Here is a 15,176-nt window from a genome sequence, read left to right on the forward strand (position 1 = left end):
GACGACATCTTTCTCGCCGCAAGACGTCTGTCGAAACGTTAATCTGTCCGATCCTCAGAATTGATGATGCCGTAAATCGCGGAAGCGTGAATGCTACACTGGAACAGGCCGCGAATGGGCAAGCAGACCGTGCTCGACCAGTCACTCCATCCCCGGATCCGACCGGGTTCGAACCCCGCTCTGACGACGAATGTTTGGCATCCAACGCTAACTGCCAACGACAATGCCGGCTTCGCAGATAGCATGGCGCATGAAGGTGATCCGCTGGAGCCGCGCTGGAACGGGCCCGGTCAGATCGCTGCCCTCGGCACGCGGGATGGGCGCCATGAACTCGGTCTGGTGCGCGCAACCGGCGCAGGCGAGGCCCGCGTGGACGTCGCCATCCTGTCGCGGCTCCTGGCTTATTACGGCCGCTGGCTGGGCTTTGAGGGCGAGGCCATGCCGATGCAGGCCGGGCGGCTCCGCCACCTGCCCATCCCCGTCGAGGGGCGGGGGCAGGTGGAGTATCGGCTGGACCTGCGCCGCATCAATCGCCGTGCCCAGATCCTCTCGGCCGACGGCACCATCCTGATGAACGGCCGCTCGGTCGTCACGCTGGACGAATTCGCCGTCAGCTTCCGAATGCGCTGAACCGCCGGACGGCCGCGGCACCATCGCTTGCGGGGCCCCGCTCAGGCCCGCCGCACCGCGAGGACGGTGATGTCATCCGCCTGCGGCACGCCCGCGGCATAGTCCGCCACGGCATCCAGCACCGCGCGGACGACCTCCCGCGGGGTGCCGTCCCCCTTCGGCCGCAAAACGCTCGCAAGGCGGTCCCGGCCGAAGAAGCCGTCCTCCCCGTCCTCCGCCTCCGTCACCCCATCCGAGAACAGGAACAGCGCCTCGCCCGGCGCGAGCGTCAGCGCGTCTGAGCGGTAGGGGAAGCCCTCCATCGTGCCGAGCGGCGGCTGGCGCGAAAGATCGGCCACCGCCCGCGCCGTGCCGGCCGAGAGGATGAAGGGCGGCTCATGCCCGGCCAGCGCGATGCGGCCGGTGCCGGAGGCGGCATCCAGGATCGCCAGCACCACGGTGACGAAGGTCTGGCTCTCGTTCTCGCTCGAGAGGTCGTCATTGGCATGAGCCAGGATCGCCGCGGGATCCGGCACAGCACCCCCGGCCGAGAGCAGCGCGGCGGAGGCGCGGATCAGCCCCAGGCTGCGCGCCATGGTGAGTCCGGCCGGCGCCCCCTTGCCCGAGACATCGGCCACGCAGGCGAGGAGCAGGCCTGGGCCGAGCCGCACCGCGTCATACAGATCGCCGCCCACCTGCCGCGCCGGGATCATCGCCGCATGGAGCGAGAGGCCGGCGGGGGCAATGGTGGCGAAGTCGCGCGGCACGAGGTCGAGCTGGGCGGCGCGGGCGCTTTCCAGCTCCGCCTCCAGTGCCGCGAGGCGCTGGTCGGCCAGGTCCCGCAGCCGCTTCTTCTCCAGCACGGCGCCAAGACGCGCGCGCAGCAGCGGTGGGTCGAAGGATTTCGGCAGATAGTCCTCGGCACCCAACTCGATGCAGCGGACGATCTTCTCCATCTCCGTCAGGGCGGAGATGACGATCACCGGCGGCGCCGCGCCGCGCGCCGCATGCAGGTGCTCCAGCACGCCGATGCCATCCAGGCGCGGCATCTCGAGGTCCAGCAGGACGATGTCGAAGGCGCCGCGATCGATGGCGGCCAGCCCCTCCACCCCGTCCGTCGCCTCGGTGACATTGGCATAGCCCAACTCGGCCAGCCGCTTCTTCAGGACCAGGCGATTGAAGGAGGAATCCTCGACGACGAGGATGGAGACCTTCTCGTTTACGCCAGGCTGGATCACGTCCACATCGATCACGCCACCCGCTCCCCGCCGCCTACCGCCAGACTTTCCACCACCCGCCGGGTGTCGCCGGCCAGGCGGGAGAGGTCGATCATCGTCACCGTGATTTCCTCCGCGGCGGTGGCGTTGGACTGGCCGATGCGGGTGAGGGTGGCGACGCGCTCGTTCAGCCCGCCCACCGTCGCCTGCTGCTCCTCCATGGCCACGGCGATGGCACCGGCCAGCCGTGCGCTTTCCGCCACCATGTGCTCCAATCCATCCATTGCTTCCCCCACGGCGGCGGCGGTGCCGCTGCCTTCCCGTGCGCGGCGCCCGGCGACCACGACGACATCCGCGATCTCCTGCGCCAGGTTCTCGGCCGAGGCGGCGAGCGCCCGCACCTCCTCGGCTACCACCGCGAGCCCACGCCCGTGCTCGCCGGCCCGCGCCGCCTCGATGGCGGCGTTGACGGCCAGAATGTTCGTCTGGGTGGCGACCTTGGCGATGGTGCCCGCGATCCGCGTCACCCGCTCGGTATCCTCCCCCACCGCGTCCACCAGCTCGATCAGCCCGTTCACCTTGGCGAGGTTCGCGGCCACCACGGCCTTGGCCTGCTCGGCATGGTCATGCGCCTGGGCGGTGGAGCGGGAGACATCGGCGATGGCGTCGGTGGTCTGGGCCAGGGCATCGGCGGTTTGGCGCAGCTCCGACAGCTGGGTCATGGCGCTGTCGCTCACCTGGCTGATGGCACCCGAGGCCTGAGTGGTGGCCACCGCCGTGCGGCGCGCATTCTCCAGCGCCTGATCGGTCAGGGCGCGGGCGGCCAGCAGGCTGTCCTTGAAGACGAGCACGGCGCGCGACATTTCGCCCAGCTGGTCGGTGCGGCCGGTTTCCGGCACCTCGGTTTCGAGCCGGCCGGAGGAGAGCGCGTCCATCGCCTGGGCGATTCTCCCGACCGGGCGCGCGATCAGCCGCAGCAGCACGAAGAGGATAAGGGCGCAGCCCACCAGCCCCGCAGCGCCGGTGCCGAGGATGACGCGCCGCGCATCGGTGTTGAGCCCATGGGCTTCGGCCAGCGTCTCGGCGTTGCGCGCCTGCACCACACGGCGGGCGGCGAGCGTTACGGCCAGCAGGCTCGCCTGCGCATCCAGCCATTCCTCCTGCAACCCGGCGAACTCCGTATTGCGGTTGGCGGCGAAGGCATCACGCACCCGTTCGACCAGCGGGCCCAGCCGCGCCGCGATGTCGCGCGCCCCGCTCATGACGATGGGATCGATCTCCGCGCCCAGGTGCTGGTCCACGGCGGCGAAGGACTCGCCAAGCATGGTGCCGGTCCGCATCATCCGGCTTGCCGCGGGCGCGGCGCGCAGCACGCCCGCGAGCACGTTGGACATGGCCGTGGTGAAATCGGCGATCTGGGTCGCGAAGCGGTCCAGCATCGCATCCGCTTCCTCATCCGGGCCGCCCATCCGCTCGATGATGGCGATCTGGCGCTCGGCGAGCATAATGGCGCTGCCGGTCAGCAGGCCGACCACGGCCAGCATCAGCAGGGCGATCAGCGCCGCGCGGGTGCCGATCCGGCCCATCCGCGCGGCGAGGCCTATGGCCGGTCTGGCGGATGGGGCAGGTGGTTCTTCGGGGGAGGGGGCGCTCCGGCCCACCGCCTGCTCGGTCGCTCGGGCGGTGGGGGGCGTATCCATGTGCGGAGGCTAGCCTCCGGCGCCGAGCCGGAACAAGCATCCGCACGCCGGGGTTGTGGCGCCTGGGGCGGCCTGCAGGCCGGATTTGCTCTCCGCGCCCTGCCCGGCGATGCTGCGGGCCGCGAGGAAACCAGAGGAACCGAATGCCCGACCAGCCCTTCACCGCCCAGGATCTTGAAGCCCTGCAGGCCTGGGATACGCCCACCATCTGCAATGCGCTGGAGATGGTGGCCCCGCACCGGCGGGGCCATGGCTTCACCCTGCGGCCGCTGGTGCCCGCCTCCACCACCCTGCCGCCGATCTGCGGGCTGGCCCGCACCGGGACCATCCGCGCCGCCGCCCCCTCGGGTCGCGCGAAGGAGGTGGACCGCGCCGCCCGGATCGGCTGGTACGAATATGTGGCCGAGGCCGCGATGCCGACGGTGGTGGTGCTGCAGGACCTGGACGACACCCCCGGCACCGGCGCCTTCTGGGGCGAGGTGAACACCAACGTCCACAAGGCGCTCGGCGCGCAGGGCTGCGTTACCAACGGCTCGATCCGCGACCTCGACATGCTCGCCCCGGGCTTCCAGCTGATCGCGGGCGCCGTGAACCCGTCCCATGCCTATGTGCACATCGTGCAGTACGGGCAGGAGGTCTCGGTGCATGGCATGGCCTGCCACCATGACGCGGTGGTGCATGCGGACCGTCACGGCGCCGTGGTCATCCCCTATGACGCCGTGACGAAGATCCCGGCCGCCATCGAGCTGCTGTCACGGAGGGAGAAGGTGATCCTCGACCTTTGTGCCTCGCGCGACTTCACCGTCGCCGCGCTGCGCGAGGCACTGGGCCGGGCGGACGAGATCCATTGAGCGAGCCTGCCCCCGCGGCGGCGCCGGTGACGCTCACCCCCACCGCCGCCCGGGTGATGGAGGCGCTGCATGGCACCGACATCTATGCTGGCTTCACCCCGACCCGGACGCTGGACCTGCAGGGTTGGAACGGCGACCATCCGGTCCTGATGCGCGCGGTGGAGGAAGCGAAGCCCGCCATCGGCGTTGATGTCGGCGTGTGGAAGGGGCAGTCCGTCGCGCGCCTTTCCGAGACCATGCGGCGGGTCCGGCCGGACTCCGTGCTGCTGGCGATCGACACCTTTCTCGGCAGCCCCGGCCATTGGGACCGTACGCGTCCGGACCGGATCTCGGACAGCCTTGGCCTTGTCCCTGGCTGGCCGAGCCTCTACTGGCAGTTCCTCTCCAACATGGTCCATACCGGCCATGCGGAGCGCGTGGTGCCCCTGCCGCAGACCAGCGACAACGCGGCCATTCTGGTCGCGAAGCTGCGGCTGCGGCCGGATCTCGTGCATATCGACGCCGCGCATGAATATGAGCCGGTGAAGCGCGACATCGAGATCTACTGGAAGCTGCTGCGGCCTGGCGGAATCATGGTCGGCGACGACTATCCCTGGCCCGGAGTGAAGCAGGCCGCGGACGAGTTCGCGGCGGCCAACAAGCTGGAACTCGAGGTCATCAACCCGAAGTGGATCCTGCGGAAGCCCGTGTGAGCCGTCCCGTCCTCGCCCGCGTCCGCCAGGAATGGGTGGACCATTACGGGCACATGAACCTCGCGCCCTATGTGGCGGTCTTCGACATGGCGACGGATGTGCTGTGGCCCAGTCTTGGCCTGGGCCCGGGCTTCCGGGCCCGCGGCCTCGGCACCTTCGCCGCCGAGAACTGGGTCGCCTATGCGCGCGAGGTCCGGCTGGATGATCCGCTGGCGGCCGAGAGCGAGGTGCTGGCCCATGACGCCAAGCGCCTGCTGGTCCGCCACCGGCTCTTTCATGCCGAGGCCGGATTCGAGAGCGCGCGCTGTGAGTTGCTCTTCCTCTGCGTGGACCTGGAAGCGCGCCGGGTCTGTCTCTGGCCTGAAGACATCCTTGCCAGCTTCGCTGCCGCTCCCGTCGGACCGCCGCCGGAACGGCTCGCACTTCGCCGCTGACAGGGCAGGCTGCGCCCAGAGCGGCGGCAAGGTGCTTGCGTTCTGGGCGGCCGATGCACCAGAACGGGCGATAGGATACGATATCCGGGTTGACGCATTGCCCCCCCGGAAGGAACCATCCGCGCCCACGGAGGACCCACCGATGAATATCGCTCTTCGCCCTGATGGCGAGGCCCCGGCTGGCATGACGGCGGAGGAGTGGCAGGTCCGCTGCGACCTCGCGGCCCTTTATCGGCTGGTGGCGCACCACCGGATGACGGACCTCATCTACACCCACATCTCGGCCCGCCTTCCGGGGCCGGACCACCATTTCCTCATCAACCGCTACGGCGTGCTCTTCCACGAGATGCGCGCAAGCGACCTCGTGAAGATCGACCTCGACGGCAACGTGCTGGAGGACGAGCCCGCCTCCCGCAAGGTGAACGCCGCCGGCTTCACCATCCACTCCGCCATCCATATGGCGCGGGAGGACCTGATGTGCGTGGTGCACACGCACACCTCCGCCGGCATCGCGGTGTCCGCCCAGAAGCACGGGCTGCTGCCGATCAGCCAGCACGCGCTGAAGTTCTATGGCTGCCTGTCCTACCATGGCTATGAGGGCATCGCGCTGGACCTGGACGAGCGCGAGCGGCTGGTCGCCGATCTCGGCCCGACCAACAAGGCGATGATCCTGCTCAACCATGGGCTGCTCGTTGCCGGGCGCACCATCCCCGAGGCCTGGAACCAGATCTACTACCTGGAGCGCGCCTGCCAGGCGCAGGTCGCCGCCCTGTCCGGCGGCGCCGAGCTGGTGCTGCCGCCTGAGGAAGTCCGGCTGAAGACCGCGGCTCAGTTCAACGGCCCGCATACCCTGGCCCATGCCCAGTTCTCCTGGGATTCCGCCCTGCCGCTGATCGAGGGCCAAGGCCGGGATTGGCGTTCTTGAGCGAGTCTCTTCTTATCACCGGCGGCCGCGTCTTCCGCGGCCTGTCCGGAGGCTTTGCCGAGGCGATCCTCATCGCCGATGGCCGCGTGGCTGCCGTCGGCGCGAAAGACGCGGTGGAGGGCGCTGCCCCCACCGGCACCAAGCGCCTCGATCTTGGTGGGCGGGTCGCGATCCCCGCCTTCAACGAAGCGCATATGCATCTGCTGCCCTATGGGCTCGGCCTCAGCCAGGTGAATCTCCGCGCCGAGCAGGTCACGACACTGGACGAGGTGCTGCGCCGCATCAGCGAAGCCGTGCAGAAGGCGCCGAAGGGCGCCTGGGTGCTCGGCCGCGGCTATGACCATGGCGCGCTGGACATCGGCCGCCATCCGACGGCGGCGGAGCTCGACCGGGTCTCCCCGAATAACCCTGTCTATATCGTTCGTACCTGCGGCCATATGGGCGTGGCGAACAGCGCCGCCATGAAGGCCGCAGGCGTCGGCCACAACACGCCGGACCCCGAGGGCGGGGCGATCGAGCGGAAGAACGGCGCGCTGACCGGCCTGTTCCTGGAACGCGCCAAGCGCCTGATCATCGACGCGATGCCGCTGCCCTCCGAGGACCACATGGTGGCCTCCATCGAGGCCGCCGGGCGCGACCTCGCGGCCCGCGGCTTCGCCACCGCCAGCGACATGAATGTCGGCATGACCGCCGGGCTCAACGAGATCGGCGCCTATCGCCGCGCCCTGGCGGAAGGCCGCCTCATGCAGCGCATGTGGCAGGTGCTGGCCGGCAACCCTGAAGGCATCGCCGAGGCAGCATGGAACGAGGGCCTCCGCCCCGACCATACGGACGACATGCTCGCCTGGGGCGCCGTGAAGGTCTTCGGTGATGGCTCGGCGGGCGGGCTGACCGCCGCCTTCTTCGAGCCCTATCTCGAGAGCGCCGGCGGCGGTACGGGCATGTTCATGTTCCCGGACGAGACGATGGAGCGCTTGCTGGCGCTGTATCACCGCCAGGGCTGGCAGCTCGACATCCACGCCATCGGCGATGCCGCCATCGAACAGGTGCTGGTGGGAATGGAGAAGGCGGGGGAGGCCGACGCGCCGCTCGCCGGGCGCCGCCACCGGATCGAGCATTGCGGCTTCCTCAATGCCGATCAGCGCCGCCGCATGAAGGCCAATGGCATCATCCCGGTGCCGCAGCCGGTCTTCATGTACGAGTTCGGCGATCTTTACGTGAAAAACCTTGGGCTGGAGCGCTCGGAGATGGCCTATCCGATGCGGACTTGGCTGGAGGAGGGGCACAACCCAGCGGCCTCCTCGGACAGCCCGGTTTCCTCGGTCGATCCCTTCATCAACCTCTTCACGATGCTCACCCGGAAGACGAACAAGGGCACGGTGCTGGGCGCCTCCGAGGCGTTGACGGCCGAGCAGGCCGTGCATTGCTACACCTGGTGCGGTGCCTATTCGCAATTCGCGGAAGCCCGGCGTGGCACGCTGGAGGTGGGCATGCTGGCCGATGTGGCGGTGCTGTCGAAGGACATCTTCGCCATCGCGCCGGAGGAGGTGCTGACGACCGAGGCGGATCTGACGCTTCGCGGCGGACATCCCATCTTCGACCGGCACGGCGCCCTTCGTGCGGCGGCGGCCTGATCGCATGGGACGCCACGCCGTCCAGCGAATCCTGATGGCCATCCCCGTGCTGCTGGGGGTGGTCCTGGTTGGTTTCCTGCTGATGCAGGTGGTGCCGAACGATCCCGCGCTGGTGCGGGCCGGCCCCTCCGCCACGCCGGATGTGGTCGAGGCGCTGCGCCGCGACCTCGGGCTCGACCGGCCGCTCTACGAGCAGTTCGGCCTCTATATGTGGCGGCTGGTGCAGGGCGATCTCGGCGTCTCCATCATCAACAACGTCCCGGTGATCCAGGAACTCGGCAACACCGTCGGGCCGACGCTGGAGCTGATGTTCGCGAGCCTCATCTGGTCCATCCCGATCGGCATAACGCTCGGCACCATCGGCGCCTATTGGCGCGGCAAGCTGCTGGACCGGCTGATCACCGCCTTCGCGGTGGCGGGCGGCTCGATCCCGGTGTTCTTCCTCGGCCTCGTGCTGATTTGGTATGTCGGCTTCAAGCTGCAGATGCTGCCCTTCACAGGCCGCGGTGGTCCGCTTTGGACCGAGGAGGGCCTGAAGGCGATCATCCTGCCGGCCTTGACACTTGGGGGTGTCTTCATCGGCCCCGTCGCCCGCATGACGCGCACGGCAGTGCTGGACGTGCTGAGCGTCGAGCATGTGCGCACCGCGCGCGCCAAGGGGCTCGGGGAGTTCCAGGTCGTCACCCGCCACGCGTTGCGCAACGCGATGATCCCGGTCGTCACACTGATCGGACTGCAGATCGGCTTCCTGCTGGGCGGTGCGGTGGTGACGGAGACGGTCTTCTCCTGGCCGGGTGTGGGACGGCTGGCGGTGGGCGCCATCCTCTCGGCCGATTTCCCGATGGCGCAGGGCACGATCATCATCCTCTCGCTCGGCTTCATCCTCATCAACCTGACGGTCGACGTTCTCTACGCCGCCCTCGATCCCCGGATGCGGACCTGATGAGCGCGGTCCTCGGAACCCCGGCGGAAAACTCCGCCCCCCATGTGGCGGCGGAAGTCGCGCCGCCGCGGCGTGCAGGCACGCTGGCGCGGCTGATCCGCGAGCCGGCCGCGGCCTTCGCCCTGCTGCTGGTGGCGCTGGTGCTCGGCGCCGCCATCCTGGCGCCGGTGCTGGCGCCGACCGATCCCTTCGACAACGACCTGTCCCTGGCCATGCAGCCGCCCGGTTCCCCTGGCCTGCTGCTGGGCGCGGATGCGCAAGGGCGGGACATGATCACGCGCTTGCTCTACGGGCTGCGCATCACCCTGCTGATGGGCTTCGCCTCCGTGGTGTTGGGCGGCGGCATTGGTGCGCTGGTGGGCTTCACTGCCGCCTTCTACCGGCGCGTGGACGGGCTGCTGATGCGGCTGATGGACGTGATGCTGTCCTTCCCCGCCATCCTCTTCGGCCTGGCGCTGGCGGCGATCTTCGGCCCCGGCATCCCGGCCGTGGTGCTGGCGCTCTCCGTCGCGACCGTGCCGCTGATGGCGCGCATCGTGCGCGGCTCGGCGCTGGCGGTGATGGGGCTCGACTATATCGAGGCGGCGCGGGCCACTGGCATGTCCAACGCGCGCATCATCCTGCGCCATGTAGCGCCGAATTGCCTCTCGGCGATCTTCGTCTTCGCCACGCTCCGCTTCGGGCAGGTGATCCTGCTCGGCTCTGCGCTCTCCTTCCTCGGCCTCGGTGCGCAGCCGCCCACGGCGGAGCTGGGCGCGATGGCGAGCGACGGCCGCAACTTCCTGTTCTTCGCGCCGCACATCGCGGTGATTCCGTGCGTCGCCATCTTCGCGGTGGTGCTCGCCTTCAACGTGCTGGGGGATGCGCTGCGCGACGCGCTCGATCCCCGGCTCCGCGTGTGACACAGAGGGGAATGTCGATGAAGAAGTGGCTTTATGCCGGCCTGCTGGCCCTGGGCGCGGCGGCACCCGCCGCCGATGCCCTGGCCCAGGCGGCGCCGCGCAACACGCTCGTCGTGCTGCGCGAGATCGACGCGGACCGCTACGACCCCGCGCGTTCCACCGCCCGTGGCGCCGGCGAGCTCGTCTACATGATGAGCGACACGCTCGTCTCCCTCGACTGGGACCAGCGGACCATCCGCCCGGGCCTGGCAGAATCCTGGACGGTTTCCGAGGACGGCAAGACCTACACCTTCAAGCTGCGCCGTGACGTCACCTTCTGCGACGGCAAGCCCTTTACCGCGCGCGACGTGGCCTACACGATCAAGCGTTGGGTTGATCCCGCCACCCGTTCCCCCGTGCGCTGGCGCGCGGGTCCCGTGGATGATGTGGTCGCGATCGATGACTACACGGTGGAGTACCGGCTGAAGGAGCCCTTCGGCGAGCTGCTCTACCAGCTGACCCTGTTCTTCGCCTCGATCGTCGACCAGGCGAATGTTGAGAAGCTCGGCGACAATTTCGGCGTGCAGGGCTTCAACGGCACCGGCCCCTATTGCTGGGTGTCCTGGGCGCCGCGCCAGGATTTCGTGCTGCAGCGCCACCCGAACTACCGCTGGGGCCCGCCCATCTATAATAACCCGTCACCGCAGGTGGACCGGGTGATCTGGCGCATCATCCCCGAGGCGAACACCCGCCTCGCCGCCCTGCAATCCGGCCAGGGCGACGTGACGCAGTACATCCCGCAATTCGCCATCCAGGGCCTGCGCAACGTCCCGACGGTTAAGCTGACCCGGCAGGAAAGCTACTTCTGGGACTTCTTCATGGGCTTCAAGGTCGACAAGCCCGTCGTGAGCGACCCCGCGATCCGCCGCGCCATCAACCTGGCCGTGAACCGCAAGGCGGTGGTCCAGGCCACCTTCTTCGGCGCTGCCGATCCGGCTGATGCCTATCTGAACCCGCGCGTCTCCGGCTACGACGCCGAAGCCGCAAAGCTTGTGCCGCAGTTCAACGCCGATGAGGCGCGGCGCGTGCTCGACGAGGCCGGTTGGAAGCCGGGCGCGGACGGCATCCGGGAGAAGGACGGCCAGCGTGCCTCGTTCCTGCTCTACGGGCTGCAGACCGGTGAGTGGCGCCGGATGGGTGAGGCGATCCAGGCCGATCTCCGCCGCGTGGGCATCGACATGCGCGTCCAGCTCTGGGATGCGACGGTGGGCTGGGGTAAGCTCGCGACGCAGGAATTCGATGCCTTCGTCATGTCCTACCCCTATATCTCCGCGACGGACGGCTTCGCGCTCTACTTCGATAGCGCGAATCGCCCGACTCCGAACCGGATGAACTGGAACGATCCGGAGACCGACCGCCTGCTGCGCGTCGCCAAGACCGCGCTGACGGAGGAGGAGCGCACCAAGGCCATTGGCGAGGCGCAGCGCCGCATCGCCCAGGCCAATGTGTGGCTTCCGCTGGCGCGCGAGCAGCTCTGGATGGCGGCGTCGCAGCGCACGGAGGGCGTGCGGCCGCATGGCATCTATGGTGTCGGGCTCTACAAGGGCCTCGACATCCGCCTGACGCGTTGAACCGGAATGGCGGCGGTGTCGGACCTCCCGGTTCGCGCCGCCGCCGTCATAACTGACGGCCCCGCAGGGGCCGCCCGCCACGCTCCTGGAGGAGCCGAGGACCCATGACAACCGTCATCCGTAATGCCGACGTCGTCGTCGCCTGGGACGCCTCGGCGGAACAGCATGTCTATATGAACGACGCGGATGTCGCCTTCGATGGCGGCGTCCTCACCTTCGTCGGCCGTGGCTATACCGGCCCGGCGGAGGAGGAGATCGCCGGGCGCGGCGTGATGGTCATGCCGGGGCTGGTGAACATTCACTCGCACCCCTCCTCCGAGCCGATGAACAAGGGGCTGCTGGACGAGATCGGCTCGCCCGGCCTCTACAACTCCTCACTTTACGAGTTCATGCCGATCTTCCGCGCGGATGCGGAGGCAGTGCCGAGCTGCGTGCGCGTGGCGCTGAGCGAGTTGCTGCTCTCCGGCGTGACCACGGTCGCCGATCTTTCGATGGCGCATCCGGGCTGGCTGGACCTGCTGGCGGAATCCGGCATGCGCGTCTGCATCGCGCCCATGTTCAAGTCGGCGCGCTGGTTCACCAAGAACGGCCATGTGGTCGAGTATGAATGGGACGAGGCGGCTGGCGAGAAGGCCATGGCCGAGGCGCTCTCCCTCATCGATCGCGCCGAGCAGCATGAGAGCGGCCGCCTCTTCGGCATGGTGGTCCCCGCCCAGATCGACACCTGCGCCCCCGGCCTGCTGCGCGAGAGCAGCCAGGAGGCAAAGATGCGCGGCCTGTCCTGGCAGATCCATGCCGCGCAATCCGTGGTCGAGTTCCACGAGATCACGCGCCGCCACGGCTACACGCCGATCGGCTGGCTGGACAGCATGGGCCTGCTGAACGACCGAGCCATCATCGGCCATGGCATCTTCCTGGACGACCACCCCTCGACGCAGTGGCACACCAACACCGACCTGAAGCGCCTGGCCGAGACCGGCACCACCGTGGCTCATTGCCCCACCGTCTTCGCGCGGCGCGGCATCACCATGAAGAATTTCGGCCGCTACAAGCGCAGCGGCGTCAACATGGGGCTCGGGACAGACACTTATCCGCACAACATGCTCGATGAGATGCGGCTCGTCGGCTATCTCGCCCGCACCCAGGCGACCGATCCGCGCGCCGTCACCACCACCGAGATCTTCGATGCCGCCACCATCGGCGGCGCGAAGGCACTGGGGCGCGACGACATCGGCCGCCTTGCCGCCGGCTGTCGCGCCGACATCGTGCTAGTGAATGCCGAGCATCCTATGATGCGCCCCGGGCGGGACCCCATGCGCAGCCTCGTCTATGCCGCTGGCGACCGGGCACTACGCGACGTGTATGTGGACGGGCAACTCGTCGTGAAGGACGGGATGGTGCTGACCATGGATTACGAGCAGGCCGCCGCGCATCTGCACGAGGCGCAGAAGCGCGTTCTGGATAACGCGCCTTCCCAGGATTGGGCGCACCGGCCGGTGGACAAGATCAGCCCGCCCAGCTTCCCCTGGGCATGAGCCGCATGAGCGACGCACTCCTCCGCATCGAGGATCTCCGCACCGTCTTCCGCAGCAGCAATGGAGACATTGCTGCGGTAGACGGTGTCACGCTGGACGTGCCGCGTGGAAAGACCCTCGGCATCGTGGGGGAGAGCGGCTGCGGCAAGTCCATGCTGTCGCTCTCCATCATGCGCCTGGTCCCGCAGCCCGGGCGCATCGCGCAGGGAAGCGTGATGCTGGATGGGCGTGACCTGGCCGCGCTCTCGCCTGCCGAGATGCGCGGCGTGCGTGGCGCCGACATTGCCATGATCTTCCAGGAGCCGATGACCTCGCTGAACCCGGTGCACAGCGTCGGCGACCAGCTCACCGAGGCAATGCGCGCGCATGATCCGAAGGCGAGCGCCGCCGAGCTGCGCGAGCGTGCGATCGAGGCGCTGCGCCGCGTCCGCATTCCCTCGCCGGAACGCCGTTTCGCCGAATTCCCGCATCAGCTTTCAGGCGGCATGCGCCAGCGCGTGATGATCGCGATGGCCCTCTCCTGCAAGCCGCGGCTGCTGATCGCCGACGAGCCCACGACCGCGCTGGACGTGACGGTGCAGGCGCAGATCCTCGACCTGCTGCGGGACCTGCAGCAGGAGACGGGCATGTCGGTCATCCTCATCACGCACGACCTCGGTGTCGTGGCCGAAATGGCTGATGAGGTGGCGGTGATGTATGCCGGCCGGGTGGTGGAGCGCGGCACCGCGAAGGACATCTTCGAGGACCCCCAGCACCCCTACACCATCGGTCTTCTCGGCAGCATCCCGCGGATCGAGGAGGATCGGGAGCGCCTGCTCTCCATCGATGGCAGCGTGCCCCCACCCTTTGCCTATCCCGCCGGCTGCCGCTTCAATCCGCGCTGCCCCTTCGCCATCCGCGCCTGCACGGAGATCGACCCGCCCTTGCGCGAACTCTCGCCCGGCCATCGCGCCGCCTGCATCCGTGCGCCTGTCGATCTGGCCCTGGGTGTCGCCGCATGAACAACGCTCCGCTCCTTGAGGCCGTTGGCGTCGCCAAGCACTACCCGGTGAAGAAGGGACTGATCGTCGCGAGGCAGGTCGGCGCCGTACGCGCCGTGGATGGCGTGTCCTTCGCCCTACACCGTGGCGAGACGCTGGCGCTGGTAGGGGAAAGCGGCTGCGGCAAGTCCACTACCGCGCGCCTCGTCATGCGCCTGATCGAACCCTCCGCCGGCAATGTCCTCTTCCGCGGTGAGGATGTGACGAAGGTGGGCGGAGCGAAGCTGCGCGCGCTGCGGCGCCATCTCCAGATCGTCTTCCAGGACCCTTACGCCAGCCTCAATCCGCGGTCGACCGTGGCGGATGCCATTGCCGAGCCGATGACCGTGCATGGAATCGGCGATAACGCCTCGCGCCGTGAGCGCGTGGCGGAATTGCTGCGCCTGACCGGCCTGCGCCCCTTCCACGCCGATCGCTACCCGCATGAGTTCTCCGGCGGGCAGCGCCAGCGCATCGGCATCGCCCGCGCGCTGGCGGTGGAGCCGGAGGTGGTGGTCTGCGATGAGCCTGTCTCGGCGCTCGACGTGTCGATCCAGGCGCAGGTGGTGAATCTGCTGCGGGATCTGCAGCAGCGCCTCGGCCTGTCCTACCTGTTCATCGCGCATGACCTGGCGGTGGTGAAGCATGTCGCCGATCGCGTGGCGGTGATGTATCTCGGCCGCATCGTCGAGGTGGCGCCGAAGCACGAGCTCTTCTCGAATCCGCGCCATCCCTATACACGCGCGCTGCTCGCCGCCATTCCGCGCCCGGATCCCTCCCGCCGCGGCGGCGTCACGCCACTGGGCGGCGACCTGCCCAGCCCGCTGGCCATCCCGAGCGGCTGCCGCTTCCACACGCGCTGCCCCGTGGCGCAACCGAAGTGCAAGGAACTGGACCCGCCGCTGCGCGAGATCGCGCCCGGCCATACCAGCGCCTGCCATTTCGCCGAGGACCTCCCGCGCTTCAATGCGGAGGCGGGGACAGGCGTCGCACCCATCGCGGCGCGGCGGCTGGCGGCCTATGCGGCGGCACTGGCCGCGCGGACGACGCCCGCCATCGCTCCGGTGGCCTGACCAGGGGCATTGTCCGCCCCGTCGGCACGCCG

At 68.8% G+C, this 15,176-nt stretch carries 14 protein-coding genes; 12 read left to right on the forward strand and 2 right to left on the reverse strand.

The window, feature by feature from the left end; translation table 11 throughout:
• The first annotated feature begins 114 nt into the window (after positions 1–114).
• Positions 115–630 (forward strand): hypothetical protein, encoded by a 516-nt coding sequence (locus tag GSE44_RS16020; RefSeq protein WP_159349838.1) that lies wholly within the window; start codon positions 115–117, stop codon positions 628–630.
• Between the two features lie 41 nt (positions 631–671).
• Here GSE44_RS16020 and GSE44_RS16025 read toward each other — a convergent pair whose 3' ends face one another.
• Positions 672–1,862, reverse strand: a complete 1,191-nt coding sequence (locus tag GSE44_RS16025; protein WP_159349839.1) for a PP2C family protein-serine/threonine phosphatase — start codon at positions 1,860–1,862, stop codon at positions 672–674.
• Positions 1,859–3,526, reverse strand: coding sequence for a methyl-accepting chemotaxis protein (locus tag GSE44_RS16030; protein WP_159349840.1), 1,668 nt, complete (start codon positions 3,524–3,526; stop codon positions 1,859–1,861). Before GSE44_RS16030 ends, GSE44_RS16025 begins: the two co-directional genes overlap by 4 nt.
• A 143-nt stretch (positions 3,527–3,669) precedes the next feature.
• Here GSE44_RS16030 and GSE44_RS16035 point away from each other — a divergent pair, with 143 nt between their 5' ends.
• The 11 genes from GSE44_RS16035 (at position 3,670) to GSE44_RS16085 (ending at position 15,144) form a co-directional block, all read left to right on the forward strand.
• Entirely contained in the window at positions 3,670–4,377 is a 708-nt protein-coding gene (locus GSE44_RS16035) for an RraA family protein (protein WP_159349841.1), read from the forward strand.
• Positions 4,374–5,069 (forward strand): class I SAM-dependent methyltransferase, encoded by a 696-nt coding sequence (locus GSE44_RS16040; protein WP_159349842.1) that lies wholly within the window; start codon positions 4,374–4,376, stop codon positions 5,067–5,069. Before GSE44_RS16035 ends, GSE44_RS16040 begins: the two co-directional genes overlap by 4 nt.
• Complete coding sequence (locus GSE44_RS16045; protein WP_159349843.1) at positions 5,066–5,503, forward strand: acyl-CoA thioesterase; 438 nt, start codon at positions 5,066–5,068, stop codon at positions 5,501–5,503. Before GSE44_RS16040 ends, GSE44_RS16045 begins: the two co-directional genes overlap by 4 nt.
• 142 nt (positions 5,504–5,645) lie before the next feature.
• Complete coding sequence (locus GSE44_RS16050; RefSeq protein WP_159349844.1) at positions 5,646–6,428, forward strand: class II aldolase/adducin family protein; 783 nt, start codon at positions 5,646–5,648, stop codon at positions 6,426–6,428.
• Positions 6,425–8,062, forward strand: coding sequence for an amidohydrolase (locus tag GSE44_RS16055; protein ID WP_159349845.1), 1,638 nt, complete (start codon positions 6,425–6,427; stop codon positions 8,060–8,062). The genes GSE44_RS16050 and GSE44_RS16055 overlap by 4 nt, the downstream gene beginning before the upstream one ends.
• Positions 8,063–8,066: 4 nt before the next feature.
• On the forward strand, positions 8,067–9,005 hold the full coding sequence (locus GSE44_RS16060) for an ABC transporter permease (RefSeq protein WP_159349846.1): 939 nt from the start codon (positions 8,067–8,069) through the stop codon (positions 9,003–9,005).
• Positions 9,005–9,907, forward strand: coding sequence for an ABC transporter permease (locus GSE44_RS16065; protein WP_159349847.1), 903 nt, complete (start codon positions 9,005–9,007; stop codon positions 9,905–9,907). The genes GSE44_RS16060 and GSE44_RS16065 overlap by 1 nt, the downstream gene beginning before the upstream one ends.
• A 17-nt stretch (positions 9,908–9,924) precedes the next feature.
• Positions 9,925–11,517, forward strand: coding sequence for an ABC transporter substrate-binding protein (locus tag GSE44_RS16070; RefSeq protein ID WP_159349848.1), 1,593 nt, complete (start codon positions 9,925–9,927; stop codon positions 11,515–11,517).
• A gap of 104 nt (positions 11,518–11,621) precedes the next feature.
• Complete coding sequence (locus GSE44_RS16075) at positions 11,622–13,052, forward strand: amidohydrolase family protein (protein WP_159349849.1); 1,431 nt, start codon at positions 11,622–11,624, stop codon at positions 13,050–13,052.
• 5 nt (positions 13,053–13,057) lie between these two features.
• A complete protein-coding gene (locus tag GSE44_RS16080; RefSeq protein ID WP_159349850.1) occupies positions 13,058–14,053 on the forward strand; it encodes an ABC transporter ATP-binding protein in 996 nt (331 codons plus the stop codon).
• On the forward strand, positions 14,050–15,144 hold the full coding sequence (locus GSE44_RS16085) for an ABC transporter ATP-binding protein (RefSeq protein WP_159349851.1): 1,095 nt from the start codon (positions 14,050–14,052) through the stop codon (positions 15,142–15,144). Before GSE44_RS16080 ends, GSE44_RS16085 begins: the two co-directional genes overlap by 4 nt.
• Positions 15,145–15,176 lie beyond the last annotated feature (32 nt).

This window comes from Muricoccus harenae, assembly GCF_009848505.1.
GTDB classification, from domain to species: Bacteria; Pseudomonadota; Alphaproteobacteria; order Acetobacterales; family Acetobacteraceae; genus Roseomonas; species Roseomonas harenae.

Bases quoted from the DNA above. Each gene is read 5' to 3' on its own strand.
- GSE44_RS16030 (WP_159349840.1), bottom strand. From the start codon at position 3,526: ATGGATACGCCCCCCACCGCCCGAGCGACCGAGCAGGCGGTGGGCCGG.
- GSE44_RS16050 (WP_159349844.1), top strand. From the start codon at position 5,646: ATGAATATCGCTCTTCGCCCTGATGGCGAGGCCCCGGCTGGCATGACG.
- GSE44_RS16065 (WP_159349847.1), top strand. From the start codon at position 9,005: ATGAGCGCGGTCCTCGGAACCCCGGCGGAAAACTCCGCCCCCCATGTG.
- GSE44_RS16020 (WP_159349838.1), top strand. From the start codon at position 115: ATGGGCAAGCAGACCGTGCTCGACCAGTCACTCCATCCCCGGATCCGA.
- GSE44_RS16085 (WP_159349851.1), top strand. From the start codon at position 14,050: ATGAACAACGCTCCGCTCCTTGAGGCCGTTGGCGTCGCCAAGCACTAC.
- GSE44_RS16070 (WP_159349848.1), top strand. From the start codon at position 9,925: ATGAAGAAGTGGCTTTATGCCGGCCTGCTGGCCCTGGGCGCGGCGGCA.
- GSE44_RS16075 (WP_159349849.1), top strand. From the start codon at position 11,622: ATGACAACCGTCATCCGTAATGCCGACGTCGTCGTCGCCTGGGACGCC.
- GSE44_RS16035 (WP_159349841.1), top strand. From the start codon at position 3,670: ATGCCCGACCAGCCCTTCACCGCCCAGGATCTTGAAGCCCTGCAGGCC.
- GSE44_RS16060 (WP_159349846.1), top strand. From the start codon at position 8,067: ATGGGACGCCACGCCGTCCAGCGAATCCTGATGGCCATCCCCGTGCTG.
- GSE44_RS16080 (WP_159349850.1), top strand. From the start codon at position 13,058: ATGAGCGACGCACTCCTCCGCATCGAGGATCTCCGCACCGTCTTCCGC.